At 45.2% G+C, this 22197-nt stretch carries 22 protein-coding genes and 8 tRNA genes; 4 read left to right on the top strand and 26 right to left on the bottom strand.

Annotated elements, in window-relative coordinates; translation table 11 throughout:
• Window positions 1-123: 123 nt before the first annotated feature.
• The 8 genes from fusA to fkpA all read right to left on the bottom strand — a co-directional run bounded on the left by fusA (window position 124) and on the right by fkpA (window position 6149).
• Window positions 124-2220 carry an elongation factor G gene (gene fusA, locus NB504_RS07785; RefSeq protein WP_010318928.1) on the bottom strand — a complete coding sequence of 699 codons (2097 nt, stop codon included), beginning with the start codon at window positions 2218-2220 and terminating at the stop codon, window positions 124-126.
• Between the two features lie 75 nt (window positions 2221-2295).
• Window positions 2296-2766, bottom strand: coding sequence for a 30S ribosomal protein S7 (rpsG, locus tag NB504_RS07780; RefSeq protein ID WP_013857921.1), 471 nt, complete (start codon window positions 2764-2766; stop codon window positions 2296-2298).
• A 96-nt stretch (window positions 2767-2862) separates the two neighbouring features.
• Window positions 2863-3237, bottom strand: a complete 375-nt coding sequence (gene rpsL / locus NB504_RS07775) for a 30S ribosomal protein S12 (protein WP_010318930.1) — start codon at window positions 3235-3237, stop codon at window positions 2863-2865.
• Between the two features lie 182 nt (window positions 3238-3419).
• A complete protein-coding gene (gene tusB, locus NB504_RS07770; protein WP_010318931.1) occupies window positions 3420-3695 on the bottom strand; it encodes a sulfurtransferase complex subunit TusB in 276 nt (91 codons plus the stop codon).
• Between the two features lie 9 nt (window positions 3696-3704).
• Window positions 3705-4061 (bottom strand): sulfurtransferase complex subunit TusC, encoded by a 357-nt coding sequence (gene tusC, locus NB504_RS07765; RefSeq protein ID WP_013857923.1) that lies wholly within the window; start codon window positions 4059-4061, stop codon window positions 3705-3707.
• Complete coding sequence (gene tusD, locus NB504_RS07760; RefSeq protein ID WP_010318933.1) at window positions 4058-4462, bottom strand: sulfurtransferase complex subunit TusD; 405 nt, start codon at window positions 4460-4462, stop codon at window positions 4058-4060. The genes tusC and tusD overlap by 4 nt, the downstream gene beginning before the upstream one ends.
• On the bottom strand, window positions 4456-5175 hold the full coding sequence (locus NB504_RS07755) for a transcriptional regulator (RefSeq protein ID WP_013857924.1): 720 nt from the start codon (window positions 5173-5175) through the stop codon (window positions 4456-4458). The genes tusD and NB504_RS07755 overlap by 7 nt, the downstream gene beginning before the upstream one ends.
• A gap of 185 nt (window positions 5176-5360) precedes the next feature.
• Complete coding sequence (gene fkpA, locus NB504_RS07750) at window positions 5361-6149, bottom strand: FKBP-type peptidyl-prolyl cis-trans isomerase (protein WP_010318935.1); 789 nt, start codon at window positions 6147-6149, stop codon at window positions 5361-5363.
• 139 nt (window positions 6150-6288) lie between these two features.
• Here fkpA and NB504_RS07745 point away from each other — a divergent pair, with 139 nt between their 5' ends.
• Together NB504_RS07745 and NB504_RS07740 are read left to right on the top strand one after the other, a co-directional pair.
• Window positions 6289-7269 carry a WD40 repeat domain-containing protein gene (locus NB504_RS07745; RefSeq protein ID WP_026027456.1) on the top strand — a complete coding sequence of 327 codons (981 nt, stop codon included), beginning with the start codon at window positions 6289-6291 and terminating at the stop codon, window positions 7267-7269.
• A 2-nt stretch (window positions 7270-7271) separates the two neighbouring features.
• Window positions 7272-7499: a SlyX family protein gene (locus tag NB504_RS07740; protein ID WP_010318937.1), complete on the top strand. Its 228-nt coding sequence runs from the start codon at window positions 7272-7274 to the stop codon at window positions 7497-7499.
• A gap of 64 nt (window positions 7500-7563) precedes the next feature.
• Here NB504_RS07740 and NB504_RS07735 read toward each other — a convergent pair whose 3' ends face one another.
• From NB504_RS07735 to tsaE, 9 genes are all read right to left on the bottom strand, one after another.
• Window positions 7564-7752 (bottom strand): DUF2065 domain-containing protein, encoded by a 189-nt coding sequence (locus NB504_RS07735; RefSeq protein WP_094499552.1) that lies wholly within the window; start codon window positions 7750-7752, stop codon window positions 7564-7566.
• A 71-nt stretch (window positions 7753-7823) separates the two neighbouring features.
• Window positions 7824-8804 (bottom strand): protease modulator HflC, encoded by a 981-nt coding sequence (gene hflC, locus NB504_RS07730; protein ID WP_013857929.1) that lies wholly within the window; start codon window positions 8802-8804, stop codon window positions 7824-7826.
• A 2-nt stretch (window positions 8805-8806) separates the two neighbouring features.
• On the bottom strand, window positions 8807-10000 hold the full coding sequence (gene hflK / locus NB504_RS07725) for an FtsH protease activity modulator HflK (protein ID WP_013857930.1): 1194 nt from the start codon (window positions 9998-10000) through the stop codon (window positions 8807-8809).
• A gap of 45 nt (window positions 10001-10045) precedes the next feature.
• Window positions 10046-11335 carry a ribosome rescue GTPase HflX gene (gene hflX / locus NB504_RS07720; protein ID WP_010318941.1) on the bottom strand — a complete coding sequence of 430 codons (1290 nt, stop codon included), beginning with the start codon at window positions 11333-11335 and terminating at the stop codon, window positions 10046-10048.
• Window positions 11336-11376: 41 nt separating this feature from the next.
• Window positions 11377-11643 (bottom strand): RNA chaperone Hfq, encoded by a 267-nt coding sequence (gene hfq, locus NB504_RS07715; protein WP_013857931.1) that lies wholly within the window; start codon window positions 11641-11643, stop codon window positions 11377-11379.
• Between the two features lie 181 nt (window positions 11644-11824).
• Window positions 11825-12772, bottom strand: coding sequence for a tRNA (adenosine(37)-N6)-dimethylallyltransferase MiaA (miaA, locus tag NB504_RS07710; protein ID WP_026028407.1), 948 nt, complete (start codon window positions 12770-12772; stop codon window positions 11825-11827).
• Window positions 12773-12787: 15 nt separating this feature from the next.
• Entirely contained in the window at window positions 12788-14770 is a 1983-nt protein-coding gene (gene mutL, locus NB504_RS07705) for a DNA mismatch repair endonuclease MutL (protein ID WP_258428594.1), read from the bottom strand.
• 2 nt (window positions 14771-14772) lie between these two features.
• A complete protein-coding gene (locus tag NB504_RS07700) occupies window positions 14773-16494 on the bottom strand; it encodes an N-acetylmuramoyl-L-alanine amidase (RefSeq protein ID WP_017043316.1) in 1722 nt (573 codons plus the stop codon).
• Window positions 16488-16952 carry a tRNA (adenosine(37)-N6)-threonylcarbamoyltransferase complex ATPase subunit type 1 TsaE gene (tsaE, locus tag NB504_RS07695; RefSeq protein WP_010318946.1) on the bottom strand — a complete coding sequence of 155 codons (465 nt, stop codon included), beginning with the start codon at window positions 16950-16952 and terminating at the stop codon, window positions 16488-16490. The genes NB504_RS07700 and tsaE overlap by 7 nt, the downstream gene beginning before the upstream one ends.
• A 220-nt stretch (window positions 16953-17172) precedes the next feature.
• Here tsaE and queG point away from each other — a divergent pair, with 220 nt between their 5' ends.
• A complete protein-coding gene (gene queG, locus NB504_RS07690; RefSeq protein ID WP_064624229.1) occupies window positions 17173-18303 on the top strand; it encodes a tRNA epoxyqueuosine(34) reductase QueG in 1131 nt (376 codons plus the stop codon).
• A gap of 659 nt (window positions 18304-18962) precedes the next feature.
• On the opposite strand, the gene NB504_RS07685 is transcribed toward queG, so the two are convergent.
• The 9 genes from NB504_RS07685 to orn all read right to left on the bottom strand — a co-directional run bounded on the left by NB504_RS07685 (window position 18963) and on the right by orn (window position 20919).
• Window positions 18963-19039: transfer RNA gene (locus tag NB504_RS07685), tRNA-Met, on the bottom strand.
• 153 nt (window positions 19040-19192) lie between these two features.
• Window positions 19193-19268, bottom strand: a tRNA-Gly gene (locus tag NB504_RS07680).
• A 33-nt stretch (window positions 19269-19301) separates the two neighbouring features.
• Window positions 19302-19378, bottom strand: a tRNA-Met gene (locus NB504_RS07675).
• A 153-nt stretch (window positions 19379-19531) separates the two neighbouring features.
• Window positions 19532-19607 (bottom strand) — tRNA-Gly (locus tag NB504_RS07670).
• Between the two features lie 33 nt (window positions 19608-19640).
• Window positions 19641-19717 (bottom strand) — tRNA-Met (locus NB504_RS07665).
• A 161-nt stretch (window positions 19718-19878) separates the two neighbouring features.
• Window positions 19879-19954 (bottom strand) — tRNA-Gly (locus NB504_RS07660).
• 33 nt (window positions 19955-19987) lie between these two features.
• A tRNA-Met gene (locus NB504_RS07655) sits at window positions 19988-20064 on the bottom strand.
• 57 nt (window positions 20065-20121) lie between these two features.
• Window positions 20122-20197: transfer RNA gene (locus NB504_RS07650), tRNA-Gly, on the bottom strand.
• A gap of 176 nt (window positions 20198-20373) precedes the next feature.
• Complete coding sequence (orn, locus tag NB504_RS07645; RefSeq protein WP_010318948.1) at window positions 20374-20919, bottom strand: oligoribonuclease; 546 nt, start codon at window positions 20917-20919, stop codon at window positions 20374-20376.
• 154 nt (window positions 20920-21073) lie between these two features.
• Between orn and rsgA the strand changes: the two genes are divergently transcribed.
• Window positions 21074-22135 carry a small ribosomal subunit biogenesis GTPase RsgA gene (gene rsgA, locus NB504_RS07640; RefSeq protein WP_013857936.1) on the top strand — a complete coding sequence of 354 codons (1062 nt, stop codon included), beginning with the start codon at window positions 21074-21076 and terminating at the stop codon, window positions 22133-22135.
• Window positions 22136-22197: the final 62 nt, after the last annotated feature.

The following is a 22197-nucleotide window of genomic DNA, read 5'->3' as shown; positions in this document are numbered from 1 at the left end:
GATCGTGTTCCTTCCTAGTTATGATTCGTCTTGAGTCACATATAGCTCAAGACGCGCCAGAAATTGCTATTTTATGCGCCAACTCTCATCAGCGCAATAGATTCGTTATTAAACAAATAACAGTTAACCACGTTCTGCAATGATTGCTTCTGCAACATTTTTTGGCACATCAGCGTACTCTGCAAACTCCATGGAGTAAGAGGCGCGACCCTGAGTGGCAGACCGTAAGTCTGTTGCATAACCAAACATTTCCGATAGAGGGACTCTAGCATGGATAATCTTAAGGCCTGCATGGCCTTCATCCATACCTTCAATCATGCCGCGACGACGGTTTAAGTCACCCACAACATCACCCATCCAATCTTCTGGAGTAGTTACTTCAACTTTCATCATTGGTTCAAGAAGAACAGGCTGCGCTTCTAAAGCACCTTTCTTGAACGCCATCGAACCAGCAATCTTAAACGCCATCTCGCTTGAGTCGACATCATGATATGAACCATCGAATAATGTCGCTTTCACATCCAGAATCGGATAACCAGCTAACACACCGTTGTTCATTTGCTCTTCGATACCTTTCGCAACCGAGCTGATGTATTCCTTAGGAATCACACCACCAACGATTTCGTCGACAAAGACAAAGCCTTCACCGAGTTCCGCAGGTTCAATCTTAAGCCAAACGTGACCATATTGACCACGACCACCAGATTGACGAACGAACTTGCCTTCTACTTCCGCTTTTCCACGGATAGTTTCGCGGTAAGCCACTTGTGGTTTACCAACGTTACAGTCCACACTGAACTCACGCTTCATGCGATCAACAATGATGTCTAGGTGAAGCTCACCCATACCAGAGATCAACGTTTGACCTGTTTCCTTATCGGTTTCGACACGGAAAGATGGGTCTTCCGCCGCCAGTTTACCTAGCGCAATACCCATTTTTTCTTGGTCAGCTTTAGAGCGAGGCTCTACCGCAATTTGAATCACTGGCTCAGGGAATTCCATGCGCTCAAGAACCACTTTGTGGTCTGGGTTACACAGCGTATCGCCTGTCGTGACATCTTTTAAGCCGATCGCAGCCGCAATATCGCCAGCACGAACTTCTTTAATCTCTTCACGTTTGTTGGCATGCATCTGTACGATACGACCAAAACGTTCTTTTTTCTGTTTCACTGAGTTGTAAACGGCATCGCCAGAGTTCACCACACCAGAGTAAACACGCATGAAAGTCAATGTCCCAACAAATGGGTCAGTGGCAATCTTAAATGCAAGTGCCGAGAAAGGTTCGTTGTCGTCAGCGTGACGTTCTACTTCGTTCTCGTTTTCATCCACGCCTTTAATGGCTGGTACATCTACCGGTGAAGGCAAATATTCAACAACTGCATCCAATACCGCTTGTACGCCTTTATTTTTAAAGGCACTACCACAAGTGGCCAATACGATTTCATTGTTAATGGTACGAGTCCGTAGCGCTTGTTTGATTTCCGCTTCTGTCAGCTCGCCGTCTTCAAGATACTTTTCCATTAACTCTTCACTAGCTTCCGCTGCCGCTTCTACTAGGTTGTTGTGCCATTCTTCGGCCAACTCAAGCATATCTTCTGGAATGTCTTCGTAAGTAAACGTCATGCCTTGATCGGCTTCATTCCAGTTGATGGCTTTCATCTTGATAAGGTCGATGACACCTTTGAACTCTTCTTCCGCACCAATATTTAATTGAATAGGAACAGGAGTCGCACCAAGACGATGTTTAATTTGGTTTACAACGCGTAAAAAGTCTGCGCCAGCACGGTCCATTTTATTAACGAACACCATGCGAGGAACACCGTATTTGTCAGCTTGACGCCATACAGTTTCAGACTGGGGTTCAACACCAGATGAGCCACAGAATACAACCACAGCACCATCAAGCACACGAAGTGAACGCTCTACTTCAATTGTAAAGTCAACGTGTCCTGGGGTATCAATGATGTTTACGCGATGATCTTGGAACTGTGCTTCCATACCACGCCAGAAGGTTGTCGTAGCAGCAGAAGTGATAGTGATACCACGTTCTTGCTCCTGCTCCATCCAGTCCATGGTTGCAGCACCATCGTGAACTTCGCCGATTTTGTGAGAAAGGCCAGTGTAGAACAGAATACGCTCAGTAGTGGTTGTTTTACCTGCATCTACGTGAGCACAGATACCGATGTTGCGGTAGCGCTCAATAGGAGTTTTCCGAGCCACGATTGTATCCTCTTACTAAGGTAATCCTTAGAGTATGAAAATGTGCTGCGAGAGAACCTCGCAGCACAGAAGGTATTACCAGCGGTAATGAGCGAATGCTTTGTTCGCTTCTGCCATACGGTGAACGTCTTCACGTTTCTTAACAGCAGTACCTTTATTTTCTGACGCGTCTAGCATTTCAGCAGCTAGGCGAGCAGCCATAGATTTTTCACCACGCTTACGCGCAGCATCAACTACCCAACGCATAGCAAGTGCGTTACGGCGAACCGGACGTACTTCTACTGGCACTTGGTAAGTTGAACCACCCACGCGGCGAGATTTAACTTCGACCGCTGGACGTACGTTTTCAAGAGCTTCTTCAAATACAGCTAAGTGACCTTTGCCAGATTTCTCAGCCATAGTGTCTAGTGCAGTGTAAACAATTTTCTCTGCAGTAGATTTTTTACCGTCAACCATAAGAATGTTAACGAATTTTGCCAGCAGTTCAGACTTGAACTTTGGATCTGGAAGGATCTTACGCTGACCAATAACGCGACGACGTGGCATGGATATTCTCCGTTGTCTTTTTCAGGTTATCCAAAACTTTTCAGTTTCTTCAAAAATTAAATAATTTAGTGTTTGGCCTTACTTAACGGAAATCCATTAAGATTTAGGACGTTTCACACCGTATTTAGAACGAGCTTGTTTACGGTCGTTTACGCCTGCACAGTCAAGTGCACCACGGATTGTGTGGTAACGCACACCTGGAAGGTCTTTTACACGACCGCCACGGATAAGAACAACTGAGTGCTCTTGAAGGTTGTGACCTTCACCGCCGATGTACGAAGTCACTTCGAAGCCGTTCGTTAGACGAACACGACATACTTTACGAAGTGCTGAGTTAGGTTTTTTAGGTGTAGTAGTGTAAACACGTGTACATACACCACGTTTTTGTGGGCACGCTTCTAGTGCTGGCACGTTGCTTTTAACAACTTGCTTTACACGAGGATTGCGGACCAACTGGTTAATAGTTGCCATTAACTAGCTCCTGAATTTACTTAAAGTAAGCTTTGTGAAAAATCTAGTCCCTAGTGCACTTAGTACAAATAGGGACGCAAAATTCTATGCAGCAGTGAGAGGTGTGTCAAGAAATATACAGATCTTTTTTAACCACCATAAGTAAAGGGTGGGTAATAGAGGGGTAATAGTGATAAGAAAATCTACCAAGTGATTGATTTTTCATGGTTAGTAGTAAGTTCAACCAAACCAGAGAAATCCACTTTGGTAATTTGTACTGAGCAGAGATCCTGCACCCCACGCGCGCAGAGATCCTCAAGTAAGACATAAACCCTGTTCAGATCGTTGAGTAGTAAAAAAGAGCCCGCACTAGGGTTACTCATATAAACTGCTTCTTCAACCAAGATAATACTATCCTCAGCCAAACAATAACGCTGCGCTAAGGCCAGTTTTGCCGTGTCTTTTACAATATGCAGCATAGGTACACCTTAGAAAGTTAGTACTTGATCGCACTCGTGAAGTAACTGAGCGATTTGCTGAGGCGATTTTTTTTCAACATCAATTACCCATTGAGCCGATGCTAACCCCAACTCTTCAACGCTTTGCTCACACAGATAAAGGTGTTCAATATCGTATAACTCAAGCAGTTTAAACGCACTGATATAATCACGGCTAAGCAGTTGTTGCGGTGATTGGTTGGCGACGATTTGCGTCACGCCAAGCCCAACAAAAAAGAGTGAGATCGCATCACAATAGGCAGAGGCTGCCAGTACAGCATCCAGCCCTTCTCTTCCAGCCGAACTAGAATGAGGCGAAGAATGAAAAACAAAACCGATTTTTTTCAAAACTGTACCACTCGATCTTGAGTTAATAACGCTTCAGCTAAGCTTCCTAACCCAGTTTGTGCAAAACCTTGTGCCAAATTATGCGCAGTGAGCTGGTGTTGCTGAGCTTCATTTTCACTGATAATGCCACGACGTAACGCTGCAGCAACACAGGTTTCTAAGCGTACATGGTGTTCAGTAGACAGCTTCTGCCATGCTTTCACAAGATCAAACTCATCGTTCGCAGGCGCGGTGATCGCAGAGCCATTGAAAACACCATCTTGATAAAAAAATACTTGCTTGAGTGAATGCCCTTTTTCTAACAATGCACAGGCAAACAGATAAGCACTACGCGCTGCCTGTGTGCCATACACTGAGCCATTGACCAATAATGTGTAACTCAATACTGGCTCCACTAACATTCATCTCCGGTCTTGCGTTGGCGAATGTAGAGATAGACAGTATGTTTAGAGATATTGAGCCGATCAGCTACGCGGTTAATCGCATCTTTGATGTCAAAAATGCCTTTGTCATACAGCTCCATCACGATCTGACGGTTCTTGGTATTGTTAGACACTGATTTATCGGCGTTGATCTCTTCAATTGTACGCTCTACCGTCTGATCCACCAGCTCTTCAACATCACTGGCAAAGTTAACCGATGAGGCGGCTTCCTGAGCTTCCTGAGTCGGCATGAATGATTGCAGAACTTGTGAGAACGGAGCATCTAAATTGACGTTGATACAAAGTAAGCCAATGACTCGGTTATCACCATTACGAATCGCGACCGTAATCGATTTCATCAACACACCACCCTTGGCGCGAGAGAAATACGATCGTGAGAAGTTACGCTCCGATCCTTCAATATCTTTCAACATACGCAGTGCAAGATCGGTGATCGGGGAACCCACTTGACGTCCCGTGTTTTCACCATTGGCAATTTTAATCGCCGAGGTATTGAGATCTTCCAATGAGTGCAGAACGATCTCACAAAAAGGACCAATCAGGCTGGCGATACCGTCAACCACAGCTTCATAAGATCGAAGAATGATTTTATCGTGATCACTAAATGGCATCACGTGCACGGATTCCATTTCAAGCAACATATCCGCGTTTAGAGTTTCTGTCGTTGTCACTGTTATCTAGCCTTAGAGCGAAAAATCAACAAATTGACGTAAGTTTATCAGAAAATTTTAATCGAAAACTCTGTTAAGTCACTAACAAGTGATTTAGAACAACTAATTAGTGAGTCGTTAGAGACAGAAAAGGCCTGATTCATCAGGCCTTTGAGCTGGTTACAACGGTTCAACAATGGCTGATATTATTTAGCCGCATCGCTACCGTTATCAATTTTTAGTAACTCCACTTCAAACACAAGTGTTGAGTTTGCTGGAATAGTCGGCGTATCTTGCTCGCCGTAAGCCAGTTGCGGCGGGATAACAAACTTGTATTTTGCTCCCACTTGCATCAGTTGCACACCTTCTGTCCAACCAGGAATAACCCGATTGAGTGGAAATGTCGCTGGCTCACCACGATCATACGAGCTATCAAATTGAGTACCGTCAGCCAGTGTCCCTTTGTAATGAACTTGAACAGTATCGGTCTCTTTTGGTGACTCACCTTTTGCTGGCGTCAGTACTTGGTACAGTAAACCAGATTCAGTTTTCTTTACGCCATCTTGTTTTTCAAATTCAGCGCGGAATTCGTCACCAGCTTTTTCAGCAGCAGCCGCTTTTTCAGCGGCTTTCGCTTGCATGGTTTCAGAAACGCGTTTATCTAGAGCTTCTAGCGCTGCGCGTGTCTCTTCTTCACTCAACTCAGCATTGCCCGCGAAGACATGTTCAATCCCTTTTAGAACCAGATCTTTATTCAGATTGATACCAATTTCGGCTGGTTTTTCAATGCTGGTGCTGAGGTAATTTGCAAAAGAGACGCCAATCGCGTAAGCCGCTTTGTCATCTTCTGTTTTAAAGTGAACCGTTTTTCCCGCTTCCGTTTGTACTTGTTCTGCTGCAGGTGCTGCTTCAGTTTTCGGGGCTTCATCTTTCTGGCAGCCAACTGCAAGCATGACGGTTGCCGCAAGCAGTGACACTTTAAACAATGATTTCATTTATTTCTCCAATTTGTAGGCAAACCTTTTGTTATTACGCACAAATTTCAGTGAAAAACTGGTGCGCTAAACAGAGTTGTACCAATATAGCGATATGTTGATAGATTGTCTTTACACTCAAAGCGGATAATTAGACTTGATGCGAATAATTTCTCATTCAATCCTAGGTTGCATTGTCATCTTGATGTTAAATGGCTGTTTTTTCTCTAACAGCGATGTACAACGTTGGGATATAGAACCAAACGGTTCGACCAGTTTCGGTTTAAGCCGCGATGGTCGTTTTGCGCTACTCTATTCCAAACAAAGACAACTCGTTCTATGGGATCTTGAACAAAACAAAACCTTAGCCGAATTGGGACCTCAAGACCCACAAGCCAATACCGTTTCTCATATTCGACTCTCCGATAATGGCCGTTTTGCCGTGACCGCTAGCCAAATTAACTTTGCTGTATGGGACTTAGGTTGGACACAAGCTCAAGGTTTGTGGTCCATCTCCGATGGGCTGATCCGAGACATTGACATTGCCAATAACGGAAAACAAGTTCTACTCGGTTTATCCAATGGTAAAGCGATTTACGTCGATTTAGTCACTGGACGTCGACTAGAGTTCCTTGCTCATCGAGAAAAAGTGAATTCTGTCGCCCTATCGCCCAATGGCCGCTTTGCTCTGACGGGAGGTAATGATTATTTTGCCTACCTTTGGGATACGCAAAGTGGGCAAATTTTACGATCGTTTGAACATGAGCAGCGGGTGAATCGAGTAGCGCTGCAGCGAGAGGGAAAATTAGCCTTTACCTCCGATGGTGGTAATCAATCCATTATTTGGGATCTCTCCTCGGGTAAGGAACAGGCGAAATTGCGCAGTTTTTCACGACAATTGATTTTCTCTACGGCGCGTTTTTCCGATGATGGCAGATTGCTTGTGACAGGGAATCCTTCAAGCCAAGTCGCGGTTTGGGATACTCAAAGTGGTAAAAAACAGCAAGGATTCGAAGTAGAACCGCTAAAAGATGCTCGCCCACCCACTGCGGTGGTGTATGATGCGGCCTTTGATCATCAGCAACGAATTATTACCGGAAGCTCTGCAGGTATTGCTCAAGCTTGGAAACTCGACGATTAGTTATGAACGATAAGTATATTCAGCAATTAGAACAGCGTGTTAGTGACTTGGAATGCCAACTTGCTTTCCAAGAACAAACCATTGATGAACTCAATCAAGCATTATCAACACAGCAGCTCATGCTGACGAAAATGCAAGACCAAATGAAATATGTGGCTGGTAAAGTCAAAAATATGGATGCCTCACATTTAGCGGATCCATCAGAAGAGACTCCACCACCTCACTATTGATAGTGATGATACTGATAGTGATAAACTGATCATAATAAATCGGTTACCACGCTATTGTGCATCACTATCGTGCGAAGTAGTACGCAATGATGCCCCCAGCAACGACGAGACAACCACCGATGCGGCGCAGTTGATGATCGGGCTGCTGGCTGAGCTCCGACACCATCTTTCTCCAGCCATTAGGGGCGATTAACGGTCCAATACCTTCTGCAATTAACACCAGCCCCACAGCAAGCCAGATTGAATTCGACATAGTGCCTTCTCTCTTAAAGCCAATAAACGACAAAGGCTCCCTGAAGGAGCCTTTGAATAAACAACGGTCAATTATTTCGTTGTCAAACCTTTGGTGTTATTCATGTACTTGAAGAAATCACTCTTAGGATCAAGCACCAAGATATCACTCTTCTCGCTAAATGATTTCTCATAGGCTTTCAGCGAACGTAAGAACCCGTAAAACTCAGGATCTTTACTGTACACATCTGAGTAAATCTTCGCTGCTTTAGCATCAGCATCACCGCGAGTTACGCGAGCCGTTTTATCCGCTTCCGCTAAGATAGTCGCCACTTCAAGTTCAGCTTGAGCACGAATGACTTCGGCTTTTTCACGACCTTGAGAGCGGTGTTTACGAGCTACTGACTCACGTTCAGCACGCATACGACGATAGATAGACTCACTGATCTCATCTGGGAGGTTGATTTTCTTAATACGGAAATCAACCACTCTCACGCCTAAATCTTTCAGTGCGCCTTTACGCGTATCTTCCAACACATTTTCCATCACTTGGTCACGCTGACCATCGATTTCCAATGCTTGTTTCGCAGCCTCAGTCGTGACGACTTCATCATCAGCACTTTCCGGCAAGACATCTTTATTACGTGGGCCTGAAACAATTTGTTTGATTTCACGAGAACCGATTTCAGAACGAAGAATGTCTGTCACTTTACGCTCTAACAGTGCTTGTGCCGTCAATGCATTGCCACCACCCGTTGCCAAGTAGTATTGACCAAAGTCTTCAATACGCCATTTGACATAGGTATCGATGATCACATCTTTTTTCTCTGAAGTCACGAAACGGTCAGAGCGGCCATCCATTGTTTGGATGCGCGCATCTAACGTTCTTACTCGATCAAACAGTGGCATTTTAAAATGCAAACCCGGTTCGTAGATTCGAGCAATTTCATTGTTATCTTTCAGAATACGACCGAAACGGACAACAATACCGCGCTCACCTTCAGGAATCACAAACAGCGACATCAACATCAATACCAGTGCAATCACTAATACTGGGATCATTAACTTACGCATTACTAGTATCTCCCTTGACGTGTATTGCTAGAGCGAGACGGTGTATTACCTGTATCACTGCTGGTTGGTGAATCAAGCTCTATCTGATCATAGGTTGATGATGATTTATCTTGACGTTTGGTGTCATTCTTACTGTCTTGGCCTGTAATTCGATCCAACGGTAGATAAAGCATATTGCCACTGGATTCTGAATCAATTAGCACTTTAGATGTGTTTGAATACACCTCTTCCATGGTATCTAGGTAGAGACGATTACGTGTCACATCTGGCGCGGCTTGATACTCAGGGAGCAGTTTTTCAAACTGTGCCACTTGACCCAATGCTTCGTTAATCGTGCGTTCTGTATAACCTTGCGCTTCTTTCTTCAAACGTTCTGCTCGGCCTGTTGCTTTAGGCAGAATTTCGTTCTTATACGCTTCAGATTCACGAATGAAACGCTCTTCATCTTCTCGCGCCGCAATCGCATCATCGAACGCATCTTTCACTTGCTCTGGCGGACGAGCCGACTGGAAGTTGACATCGACAATCATTAAGCCCATATCATAGCTATCAATGATTTGATTCAAGGTCGTTTGGGTACTTTGACGAATTTGCTGACGGCCACTGGTTAAGATACTGTCCATCAAAGAATCACCAACCACGGCACGTAATGCTGAATCAGTTGCTTGGCGTAAGCTATCGTCAGCATTAGTCACACGATACAAGTACTTGTATGGATCAGACACGCGATATTGTACATCCATGCCAACAGTGACCACGTTTTCATCTTTGGTTAGCATCAAACCCGATGCACGTAGTGAGCGAATCGCTTGTACGTTAACGGCCGTCACCTCATCAACAAAGCGAGGACGCCAGTTCAAACCTGGATCAACGATGCGATCATACTTACCTAAACGCAGCACGACGCCACGCTCAGCTTCACCAATCGTATAGAAACCAGAAAAGAACCACACCGCAACTGCGATTGCAGCAATGACTCCAAAGCCAATTGCGCTACCACCAGAGAATGAAGGGCCTTTACCGCCTTTCTTACCAAATCGTCCGCCCAGTTTCTGGCTCAGTTTATTGAAAACCTCATCCAAATCTGGCGGTCCTTGATCACGGCCACCTTTATTTTTGTCACCACGATTATTACCCCAAGGGTCATTATCGCGGCCATTGTTGCCGTTGTTATTACCGGGCTCATTCCACGCCATTAGAAAGCTCCATCATTTGATATGACGTTATACTGTAGCAGTCCTTTAAGTAACTATAAAGTCACGCAAAACTGCTTCTTCTCTTTTTTCTAGTCTAAACCAATCAACTTGCTGCATACGAATGTTAATCAACAAATTACCATCTGGATCATATTCTTCTTGTTGAATACATTTCATTTGTGAAAATGCACTACGAATGCGACCTTGGTGCAGTGGTGGAATACACAATTGATATTGAATGACTTGACTCGCTAATCGCTCTGTCAATGCTTCGAAAAGCAGATCAATACCTTGTCCATCCATGGCTGATAACCACACGGTTCTCGGTATTCCCTCATCATCTTTTTCGATGCGAGGTTGTTGGCCTTCTAGATTATCGATCTTGTTCATGACGACAAGCGTTGGCACCTCATGGGCGTCAATCTCTTCTAATACATCATGGACGGCTTTGATATTCTCACGAAAACGCTCATCACTGGCATCAACAACATGTAACAAAATGTCAGCTTCTTGAGTTTCTTGTAACGTGGCTTTAAATGCTGCAACTAAATCGTGCGGCAGATGACGAATAAATCCTACGGTGTCAGCGAGAACGGCAGTACCAACGTCCGCCAATTCGATTTTCCGCAAGGTAGGATCTAGGGTTGCAAACAGTTGATCGGCTGCATAAACCCCAGCTTCAGTAATGCGATTAAATAACGTTGATTTCCCCGCATTGGTATAACCCACTAGCGATATGGTGGGAATCTCAGCTCGATTTCGAGCTCGGCGTCCTTGTTCTCGCTGCTTAGCGACTTTCTCTAAGCGGCGTAATATCGCTTTAATACGTTCACGCAATAAACGTCTGTCGGTTTCTAGCTGCGTTTCACCAGGTCCACGTAAGCCTATACCGCCTTTTTGTCGCTCAAGGTGCGTCCAACCACGAATTAATCGCGTAGAGATGTGGCGCAATTGTGCCAGCTCTACTTGCAACTTCCCTTCATGGGTTCGTGCTCGTTGGGCAAAAATATCGAGGATGAGGCCAGTACGGTCAATCACTCGACATTGGCATAGTTGTTCAAGATTACGTTCTTGGGCAGGAGAAAGGGCGTGGTTGAAGATCACCACATCCGCTTCAACAAGTTGAACCGCATGCGCTATCTCTTGGGCTTTACCCTCACCGACATAATATTTAGGGTGTGGAGTTTGACGGCTGCCAGTAATAATTTGCAGTGTCGACACTCCAGCAGAAGAAACCAGCATTTCACACTCGCTGAGATCATCCCACTCACCCTTTTGCGTGAAGTTGATATGAACAAGTACCGCTCGCTCACCGGCTTCGTAACGGTCAAACAAGCAACCAACTCCTTTGTAAGTAAATAATACTAATCAGAGAATTACTCTTCTGATTTGTCTGATGGACGATCAGACCCAGTGCGTGGCTCAGCAGTATGGTGGCTCACTGCACGTGCAGGAACAACCGTTGAAATCGCATGCTTATACACCATTTGATTGACTGTGTTTTTCAGTAAGATCACAAATTGATCAAAGGATTCAATCTGACCTTGAAGCTTAATTCCGTTCACAAGGTAGATGGATACTGGAATGCGCTCACGACGTAGTGCATTTAAGAATGGGTCTTGTAGAGATTGCCCCTTAGCCATTTTATTTTCCTTATTTGTATTTTGTTGTAGTTATTTAGCTAGTGGTGCACTGCATTATTGGTGCGGCCTTTGCATCTGAGCTAAATGAATAAAAACCCCGTTGCTACTTGTTATGACGGCGATAATGCCAAATATCAAGTAACGGATCCTTTACAGGGTACATCACGCAAAAGCGATCACATTATACACAGCTAACTCCATCAGATGCTATGGCATTTGAGAGAGTTTCTACTGCATGATCAATGTTTTCGCTATCTAACCAAGTTAAATCATCCCAGCTGCGTAACCAGGTGATCTGACGCTTGGCCAATTGACGGGTTGCACAGATTCCACGATATACCGCTTCCTCTAACGTACAATTCCCATCCAAATAGTCCCACATCTGTCGATAACCAACACAGCGAATCGATGGCAAATCCGGATGAAGATCGTTTCGAGCATAAAGTGCTTTCATTTCTTCTTCAAATCCAGCTTCGATCATCTTTTCAAACCTGAGTTCGATTCGACGGTGGAGCTCAGCCCTTTCCTTGGGAGCTATAGCAAACTGCTTAACTCGAAATGGCAGGCTTTCACCTTTCGTTTGAGTTAACTCTGTAAGAGTTTTACCTGAAATTCGGTAAACTTCCAATGCTCGTGACAATCTTTGTGGATCATTAGGATGAATTCTTGCCGCCGAAACCGGATCAATCGTTTGTAATTGATCGTGTAACTGACCCCAACCATGCTCCAAAGCCTCTTGCTCAATTTGTTGCCGTATCTCAGGGTTAGCCGCAGGAAGTGGCGAAAGCCCTTCAAGTAGAGCCTTGTAATACAACATAGTTCCCCCAACGAGCAGAGGAATTTTACCTTGCGCGGTAATATCATGCATTGCAAGTAATGCATCGCGACGAAAATCCGCCGCCGAATAGGCTTCACTTGGATCCAAAATATCGATCAGACGATGAGGTGCGAGTGCCAGTTCATGTGCATTAGGTTTGGCGGTGCCAATATCCATGCCTTTGTAGATCAGCGCCGAGTCGACACTGATGATTTCCACTGGGTATTTTTGGCGCAAACGAATCGCCAAATCTGTTTTACCTGATGCGGTCGGGCCCATTAAAAACAGAGCCAATGGTTGTGTTTGATTCATCATTCTTTTAATTCGTTATGCCAACAAGGCCGCTATGGTGGTGGAAAAATCAACGGGGCGGACAAAACTCGCATCATGAAGAGGAAGCTGCCCTTGCCAAAGCTGTTCAAGTTCCGAAATCATTTGGATGGCTTCAGACAAAGTGTAGTCACTTTTCACCACAGTGATGTGTTCAGCCAGCCAATCGGCAACAAGATCCACCGTAATAGGTTCATCATCAGCCGTAAAATTAGCGGACACGTAAGATAGCAGATCTGGGATTAAGTTTTGCAGGTTTTGTTGCCTCAACGGTTGAGGTACGCCCATCACCATGATGCTTGAACCATGACGTTCTTTAAGCTCAATCCCTAGCGTATTCAACATCGGCTGGCAATGCGTTAACGCTTGATGTTCTTGTGCTGAGAGCTTGATGGAGAGCGGCACGAGTAAAGGTTGGCTTTTCAAGCCGCCTTGTTCGGTATGCAACTGGCCGCGAGTTTTCAGCCATGCTCCTTTGATAAGAGAAAGCAATACAACGCCCTGTTTGGACCCCATTAACAGGTACTGCCCTTTGATTACCGCAATAGCTTTACCCAACTGTTCGAGCTGCAGCATTTCACCTTGAGCTTGATGTGCGATAGGAGAAAGTTCGACTGCTGAAGCTGGCGGTTGAGTTGCCATCAGCTCTTGATAGAGCTTCACTTCCCCGCTCGAAGGTGAGCCCGTTGGCTGGCGCTCAGCTTTCGCCCGAGAAGAAGATGGAGAGCCGTTTTGCTGCCAATGGCTACGCTTTGGCGTTTCAGCTATGCCGTGCGCGGTTGTACTTTCTCGCTCAGCTTTTCGTGGATAAGCGGGAGTGTTGTCAATCGCTTGCCACACTTGCTCTGGAACGGTGTTATGCCCCTCAGTGTCTTGGCACACACTATCAATTGCAGTGTCATTCTCAATGCGATCCACAGTCGCCGCATCGGGCTGATGAAAAGCCGATGGTTTGAGCTGCGGCTTCTCAATGTGCTTGCTTTCAGCCAGTGCACTACTGAGTGCTTGATAGATAAAATCATGCACTAATCGCGCTTGATGGAAACGCACCTCGTGTTTCGCGGGATGGACATTCACATCCACTTGATGGGGATCGAGCTCAATGAAGAGTACATAAGTGGCGAACTGATCGCCTCTCAGGCTGGTTTCATAACTTTGCCGGATAGCATGATTAATCAGCTTGTCACGCATCATCCGCCCATTAACGTAACAGTATTGCAAATCACTCTGCTGGCGCGCGCCTTCTGGAGTCGTTATCCAACCATGCAAGCGAAGCCCTTGATGTTCCAACTCAATGCTTAGCATATGGCGAACAAAAGCGTTGCCACACACAGCCGCGATTCTTTTTTCCTCTTGAGCGGCCGTTTTAGCCGCTCGATATTGACGTACCATCTTGCCGTTATGGCGCACATTGATGGTGACATCAAACCGGCTCAAAGCAATACGTTTTAGTAGCTCATCAATGTGAGTAAATTCTGTTTTCTCTGTGCGTAAAAATTTGCGCCGAGCGGGCGTATTAAAGAACAGATCGAGAACTTCAACAGACGTTCCAATCGGGTGTGCGGTTGGCTGCAAATTAACCGCCATATCTCGACCTTCACTGTATGCTGCCCAAGCTTGTTCTTGCGTGGCTGGACGGGACGTCAATGTAAGCCGAGAGACTGAGCTAATACTCGCGAGCGCTTCTCCACGAAAACCTAAGCTAACGATCGCCTCTAAATCATCCAAGGTGTGAATTTTAGAAGTTGCATGGCGGCTTAAAGCGAGCGCCAATTCCTCTTTTACTATCCCTTGTCCGTTATCGCGCACACGGATAAGCTTCGTACCTCCCTTTTCGATATCGATATCGATACGAGAGGCGCCCGAATCCAAGCTATTCTCCACCAGCTCTTTAACGACAGAAGCCGGCCTTTCAACCACTTCACCTGCGGCAATTTGGTTAGCAAGACGTGCAGGTAGAATCTTAATCGTCATACTCATTACTACTTATTGGGAATGATCAACACTTGCCCTATGGCGAGCTGATCAGACCGAAGTTGGTTTACTTGGCGAATACTATTCAGACTCACTTGATATTGGCTGGCAATTTTGCTCAAAAACTCGCCTTTTTCAACTTTATGCTTACGCAGCGGCTTATCCTTCAAACTCACCGTTATCTTCAGTTTCTGCCCCAGCGTTAAGGTGTCTGAACGCAAGTTATTCTCGCGTTTAATCGCATCCACACTCACTTTATACGTGCTCGCTATCTTGCCCAAATACTCGCCAGATTTCACCACATGCGTAACAATTTCCGTTTCTACTGGGTTGCTGACCACAGGAACGCGAATCGGAGCTGACGTGGCCGGAATCGTTAAGATTTGACCAATCGACAAATTGGCATTTTTTAGTTTGTTGGTTGCGATTAATGCTTGAGTCGAAGTGCCATATTTATTAGCGATAACCGAGAGTGATTCCCCACGCTGCACTTTGTGCTTTTGCGTCTTACCGCGATTAGCAAACAGAGTGCCCTCGGGTGGGTTTTCTTCAAAATACTTGACGATGGCGGTTGCCAATGCGCGAGCCAATTTATCTTGATGCGAGCGCTGAAATAGCAATTGTTCCTCGGTAGGGTTAGAAATAAAACCCGTTTCAACCAACACCGAAGGAATATCGGGCGACTTAAGTACCGCCAAACTTGCGTTGACTGGCTCTGCTTTATGTAAGTGGGCTACTTTTCCCATTTCGCCTAGCAGATGAGTTGCCACCTTGTAACCCTCTTTTTGTGAGTGACTAAATTGCAAGTCCAGCAAGGTTTGGCTAACGTTTCGATCGCTATTGTTTTTTGCCAGCACTTCACCTGCCCCACCTAACAGTTCTGATTGCTGTTCGTGGTTCTCAACCCAGCGAGCAATTTCCGTATTCGCACGCTTGGTATTTAACACAAACACCGAGCCCCCCCTGGGTTGCGGGGTATGAAAGGCATCGGCGTGAATGGAGACAAGTAGGTGTGACTTATTACGACGCGCAATTTCAGAACGTTTATTGAGATTGACAAAGTAATCGCCACTGCGTGTCATGACCGCCTTCATTCCCGGTACGGCGTTAATTTGATCTGCGATCTTCTTGGAGATACTTAAGGTGGCATTTTTTTCATATTTTTTGGTCGGGCCAATCGAGCCGGGATCTTCTCCGCCATGACCAGCATCAATAGCCACCACGATATCCTCGGTTCCTAATAACTGCGAAGCGTCGCGGCTCACTTTAGTTTGGCTGGCCGGTTTTACTGTCGCCTTGTCACTATCCAAATTGTGGGGTAAATCAACCACCAAACGATGCCCATACTGACCACCCGGCGTTGGCGCAAGTTTAAATGGCTGAGGGTTCACTTTGCGCTGTAACTCAAACACCAAGCGATACGTCCCTTTCTCCGGAGGCGAGCTATTACGAATTTGCTTGAGAACAGGACTATCCGTGACTTTAAGCGGCAATTTTGTATTAAGCGTGGTGTTTTTTAAATCCACCACCAAACGCTCGGGGCTGCTTAAAGTGAAATAGCTATAATCCGCTTCAGTTTTGAGATCGATAACCACTCGAGTTTCATCTGGAGAAGGCCAAACGCGCACGCCTTCTAATGCATTCGCGTGCGTCGTTGAAGTAAATAAAGCACAGCCCCAAACCGCAAGCGATAGAGTTATCGTTCGTAACAAATGGATGATGTTCAACATAACTCCAACTGACTCAGCAATGAGGATCCATAGGGGCTGTTTGCACTCAGAAAAGCTTGCCTTTGTTCGCCATCGTAGCGTAGCTCAACATCAATATCTGCGGTTGGAAGTAGACCGCTGCCTTTTTCTGGCCACTCAACAAGGCAGATCGCATCCGGTGTGAAATAATCACGAATACCCATAAATTCCAACTCTTCCGGATCGGCCAATCGATAAAGATCAAAATGGTATACTTGCCAATCGGCTAGTTGATAAGGTTCAACTAAGGTATAAGTCGGGCTCTTAACGTTGCCAACATGGCCTAATGCGCGGATGAAGCCACGGCTGAAGGTTGTTTTTCCAGCACCGAGATCACCATGCAAATAAAGCGTGGTTTGCGCAGAGCATCGCTTAGCCAAAGCTGCGCCTAATTTTACCGTTTGCTGTTCGTCTTTTAAGGTAAAGATCTTAGTACTCATGAATTACCGCTCTCAAGTGTCGAAAATTGACTATATAAAAATCAAAAGAACTCGAATAGTAAACTGGGTTGGAATTGAGAGACAAGCTCTCTTCTGTAAGTAAAAGGAAAAAACTCGCTTTTTATGTCAGTTTAATCCACATCACAGACGATCATTTCCTAGATCCTCAATAAAGGATCCGTTAAGATCCTCGCCCCTTTTTGCAACGAGCTCATCGATAATGGACTACCAAGTACTGGCAGACAAAATTAAAATCTGGGCACGTGAACTTGGCTTCGAAAAGGTCGGGATCTGCGATATCGATCTCAGTGAGCACGAAGAGCCTTTGCAGAAATGGTTGGATGCTGGATTTCACGGTGAGATGGACTGGATGGCGCGCCATGGAATGATGCGAGCTAGGCCACATGAACTCCTTCCCGGCACCGTCCGTGTGATCAGCGCCCGCATGAATTACTTACCCCCAGATGCTCGGTTTGCCAGTGATTTGAATAATCCCAATTACGCTTATATCAGCCGCTACGCTCTGGGGCGTGACTACCATAAACTGGTACGCAACCAGCTAAAAAAACTCGGCGAAAAGATTGAACAAGAAGTGGGGGCACTCGGTTATCGCCCTTTTGTGGACTCCGCCCCAATACTAGAGCGGCCTTTAGCACAAAAAGCTGGGCTTGGTTGGACTGGCAAGCATTCGCTTATCCTTGATAAAGAGAGTGGTTCTTGGTTTTTTCTTGGTGAACTACTGATTGATTTGCCGCTGCCGGTCGATACACCAAGCAGTAATCAATGTGGCAAATGCACAGCCTGCATCACCTCATGCCCTACACAAGCCATCGTAGAAGACGGTGTTGTTGATGCTCGCCGATGCATCTCTTACCTCACCATAGAATATGATGGCGTAATTGCTGAAGAGTTTCGCAAGGCAATGGGTAACCGCATTTACGGCTGTGATGATTGCCAGTTGGTCTGCCCTTGGAATCGCTTTTCCGACCTCACTCAACAAAATGATTTTCATCGCCGTCAAGCACTGGATGAACCAGACTTAGTTGAACTGTTTGCTTGGGATGAGGCCACCTTCTTACGTTATATGGAAGGTTCGGCTATTCGCCGAATTGGCCACCAGCAATGGTTGCGTAATCTTTCCATCGCTTTAGGAAACGCGCCATATTCACAACGCATTATCGCAGCGCTAAACACGAGGTTAGGCTTGTCTGATTTATTAGACGAACATATACATTGGGCGCTAGTAGAACAAAAACGAAAATCATCGGAGCCAGCGAGTGCATGCTCTAGCAATAAGAAGCAGCAGCGCTTAATTCGAATTGTCGAGAAAGGGTTACCGCGTGATGCGTAAAAAATGAGGTAATTGCATAACTAATGAACACAGACTTTGATATGTATCTCAAAATACCAATTTGTGGACAAAATTTTAAACACGACACTGTTTTCTATAATTAAGAAAAGTTAGCCACATCAGCAATTAATGACAAGGATCAAAGATCTTGATATTAATGATCATACAGTTAGTTGACACAATGGTGACAAAATAACAAAAATCAATTTAAAAACAATTAGTTACACAGAAAGACAGCAAGATTAGAGAACAGAGCCGCATTAAAAGATCTTTCACTGACACTTACCAGCACTTCACTAAAAACACGTTATACACCAACTTATCCACAATTAATTTTTGTGGATAACTCTGTTAATGAATAAGAATAAATAGCGACGAAAAGCCAGATTCTACAGAGACTAACCTGTGTATTGAAATTCAGCACGTAAGTTATCAAGACGGCAATAAATCCGCTTAGAACTGCAGATTATTTTTATTTTAGGGAGTTATGCTTCACAGCATTAAAGAAAGAGCATAAACCAAATACTGGTTTGAGTTCAGAGAGTACTCTGAAAGAAGCTGGAGCGACACATAACCGTTACCTCAACCTTGGTAAGATTGCGCTCTACCAACTGAGCTAGTGTCGCAATGATTAATCGCATTCACGCTTAATCTGAATTTGGTTGCGGGGGCCGGATTTGAACCGACGACCTTCGGGTTATGAGCCCGACGAGCTACCAAGCTGCTCCACCCCGCGTCCGTATTGTGTCACCGTTAAGTACGATGAAAACTTACACTCTCTAACAAGAGAATTTGTAGCGACACACGAGGTTCACTTTCTTTAAACAAAGAGGCGTGACCTCAACCTTAACTAGGTTGTGCTGCGCTATTCTTTTCTTCGAAAAGAATTTGGAGCGACACACGAGGTTCGAACTCGTGACCTCAACCTTGGCAAGGTTGCGCTCTACCAACTGAGCTAGTGTCGCAATGATTAATCGTATTTACGCTTAATCTGAATTTGGTTGCGGGGGCTGGATTTGAACCAACGACCTTCGGGTTATGAGCCCGACGAGCTACCAAGCTGCTCCACCCCGCGTCCGTATTGTGTCACCGTTAAGTACGATGAAAACTTACACTCTCTAACAAGAGAATTTGTAGCGACACACGAGGTTCACTTTCTTTAAACAAAGAGTCGTGACCTCAACCTTAACTAGGTTGTGCGGCGCTATTCTTTTCTTCGAAAAGAATTTGGAGCGACACACGAGGTTCGAACTCGTGACCTCAACCTTGGCAAGGTTGCGCTCTACCAACTGAGCTAGTGTCGCAATGATTAATCGTATTCACGCTTAATCTAAATTTGGTTGCGGGGGCTGGATTTGAACCAACGACCTTCGGGTTATGAGCCCGACGAGCTACCAAGCTGCTCCACCCCGCGTCCGTATTGTGTCACCGTTAAGTACGGTGAAAACTTAAACCTGTTCACTTTCTAATAAGAGAAAGTGCAGCGACACACGAGGTTCACTTTCTTTAAACAAAGAGTCGTGACCTCAACCTTAACTAGGTTGTGCGGCGCTATTCTTTTCTTCGAAAAGAATTTGGAGCGACACACGAGGTTCGAACTCGTGACCTCAACCTTGGCAAGGTTGCGCTCTACCAACTGAGCTAGTGTCGCAATGATTAATCGTATTTACGCTTAATCTAAATTTGGTTGCGGGGGCTGGATTTGAACCAACGACCTTCGGGTTATGAGCCCGACGAGCTACCAAGCTGCTCCACCCCGCGTCCGTGTTTCATCATTCAAAGCATGATGAGCGCTTTAAGCTTTCTAACAAAAGAAGCTGGAGCGACACACGAGGTTCGAACTCGTGACCTCAACCTTGGCAAGGTTGCGCTCTACCAACTGAGCTAGTGTCGCATTCACAACGTTTCCGTTGTTCAGGGCTGCGAATTATAAGAGCATTTTCTTATGATGCAAGCCCTTACTGGCAAAAAATCTTTTTTTTTTTTTTTTGACGAAAAAGAACGCAAATATGGCGTATTAATCACAAAAACTGGTTAACACGCCATCACCAAAAAATGCCGTTCTGAAAATTAAATACTGAATATGGTCTTACGGTAGTACTGAAGCTCAGCAATAGACTCACGAATATCATCTAAAGCCAGGTGGCTACCTTGCTTAGAAAAGCCATCCAATACTTCTGGCTTCCAACGGCGAGTCAGCTCTTTTAGCGTACTGACATCCACATAACGGTAATGGAAGTAGGCTTCCAGCTCAGGCATATGTTTATAAAGGAAGCGGCGATCTTGCCCAATACTGTTGCCACAAATCGGAGATTTACCTTTAGGCACCCACTTTTCCAAAAACGTAATGGTCTGTTCAACCGCTTCTTGTTGTGTCACTGAGTCATGACGTACTCGCTCGACCAAACCGCTTTTGGTATGTGTGGTGGTGCACCATTCATCCATTTTAGCCAATTCAGCTTCTGATTGATGAACAGCCAACACTGGGCCTTCAGCCAAAATGTTCAACTCACTATCAGTTACAATGGTGGCAATCTCGATAATTTTGTGAGTTTCAGGGTCTAAGCCTGTCATCTCAAGATCAACCCAAATCAAGTTTTGATCGCTAAAAGACATAAATACGTTGCCTATATTGGTTTGCAGATAAAAAAGGTACTATACCCAAATTCAGATCCCCAAGATACCTTTGGACATTGGATCCAAACGGTATGATTTTGAGTAAAATCTCAACGTTGGATCAAAACGTATCATAATCATGAAGTAGATAATCGTGGCAAAGAAAAAGAAGCTGACGAAAGGTCAAGTACGACGCGTTCGTAATAATCAGAGTAAACGACTCAAAAAAGAGGACACAGTTTCGTGGGATGAAGCCATGCTCGGCACCGCAAAAACTGGGTTAGTGATTACTCGTTTTGGCCAACATGCCGATGTTGAAGATTTAGAGACTCACACCATCCACCGCTGTAATTTACGCCGAGGCATTGAAACGCTGGTCTCAGGAGATCGTGTTATTTGGCGACCTGGACTCGAATCGATGGCGGGTATTTCTGGCGTTGTCGAAGCGGTTGAACCGCGCAAATCGGTTCTGACTCGTCCAGATTATTACGACGGTTTGAAACCAGTAGCGGCAAATATTGATCAGATGGTCATTGTGTCATCCGTACTGCCGGAACTGTCACTCAATATCATCGACCGTTATTTGATCGCTTCAGAAACCGTGAATATTGCGCCGCTAGTGGTACTGAATAAGATTGATTTACTCAGCGATGAATTGCGTAACCAATATCAAGAGTCGTTACGTGTTTACGAACGCATTGGCTACAAAGTGCTTTTTGTCAGCAAAAAAAGCGGTGAAGGGATTGCTGAGTTAGAAGCGGAACTTGGCGGACGGATCAACATATTTGTTGGTCAATCTGGCGTTGGTAAATCCAGCCTAGTGAACGCATTAATGCCAAATTTGGAAGATGAAATTGAAGAAGGTGAAGTTTCTCAAGCATCTGGACTTGGTCAACATACCACCACTGCGGCTCGCTTGTATCATATCCCTACAGGCGGTGATTTGATCGACTCGCCGGGAGTGCGTGAATTTGGTTTATGGCATTTGGAAGCTGAAGCGATCACCGAAGCCTTTGTCGAATTTCGTCCCTTCTTAGGCGGCTGTAAGTTTAGAGACTGTAAACACGCTGACGATCCGGGTTGCTTACTACGTGAAGCCGTGGAAAAAGGTGATATTAGTAACACGCGCTTTGAGAACTACCACCGAATTTTAGAAAGCATGTCGGAAAACAAAGCTAACCGCCAATATTCGCGTAACAAAAAAGCGGATTTATAAATAGCATCGAGTTTTACCCCGGCAAATGTCCGCAAACTTGATCGATAAATTTTTTATCTGTC

The sequence above is a fragment of the Vibrio sp. RM-69-4 genome (assembly GCF_024743775.1).
Lineage (GTDB): Bacteria > Pseudomonadota > Gammaproteobacteria > Enterobacterales > Vibrionaceae > Vibrio > Vibrio anguillarum.
Note: the sequence above shows the minus strand (reverse complement) of the source record. Positions and strands in the feature narration are given on the sequence as shown.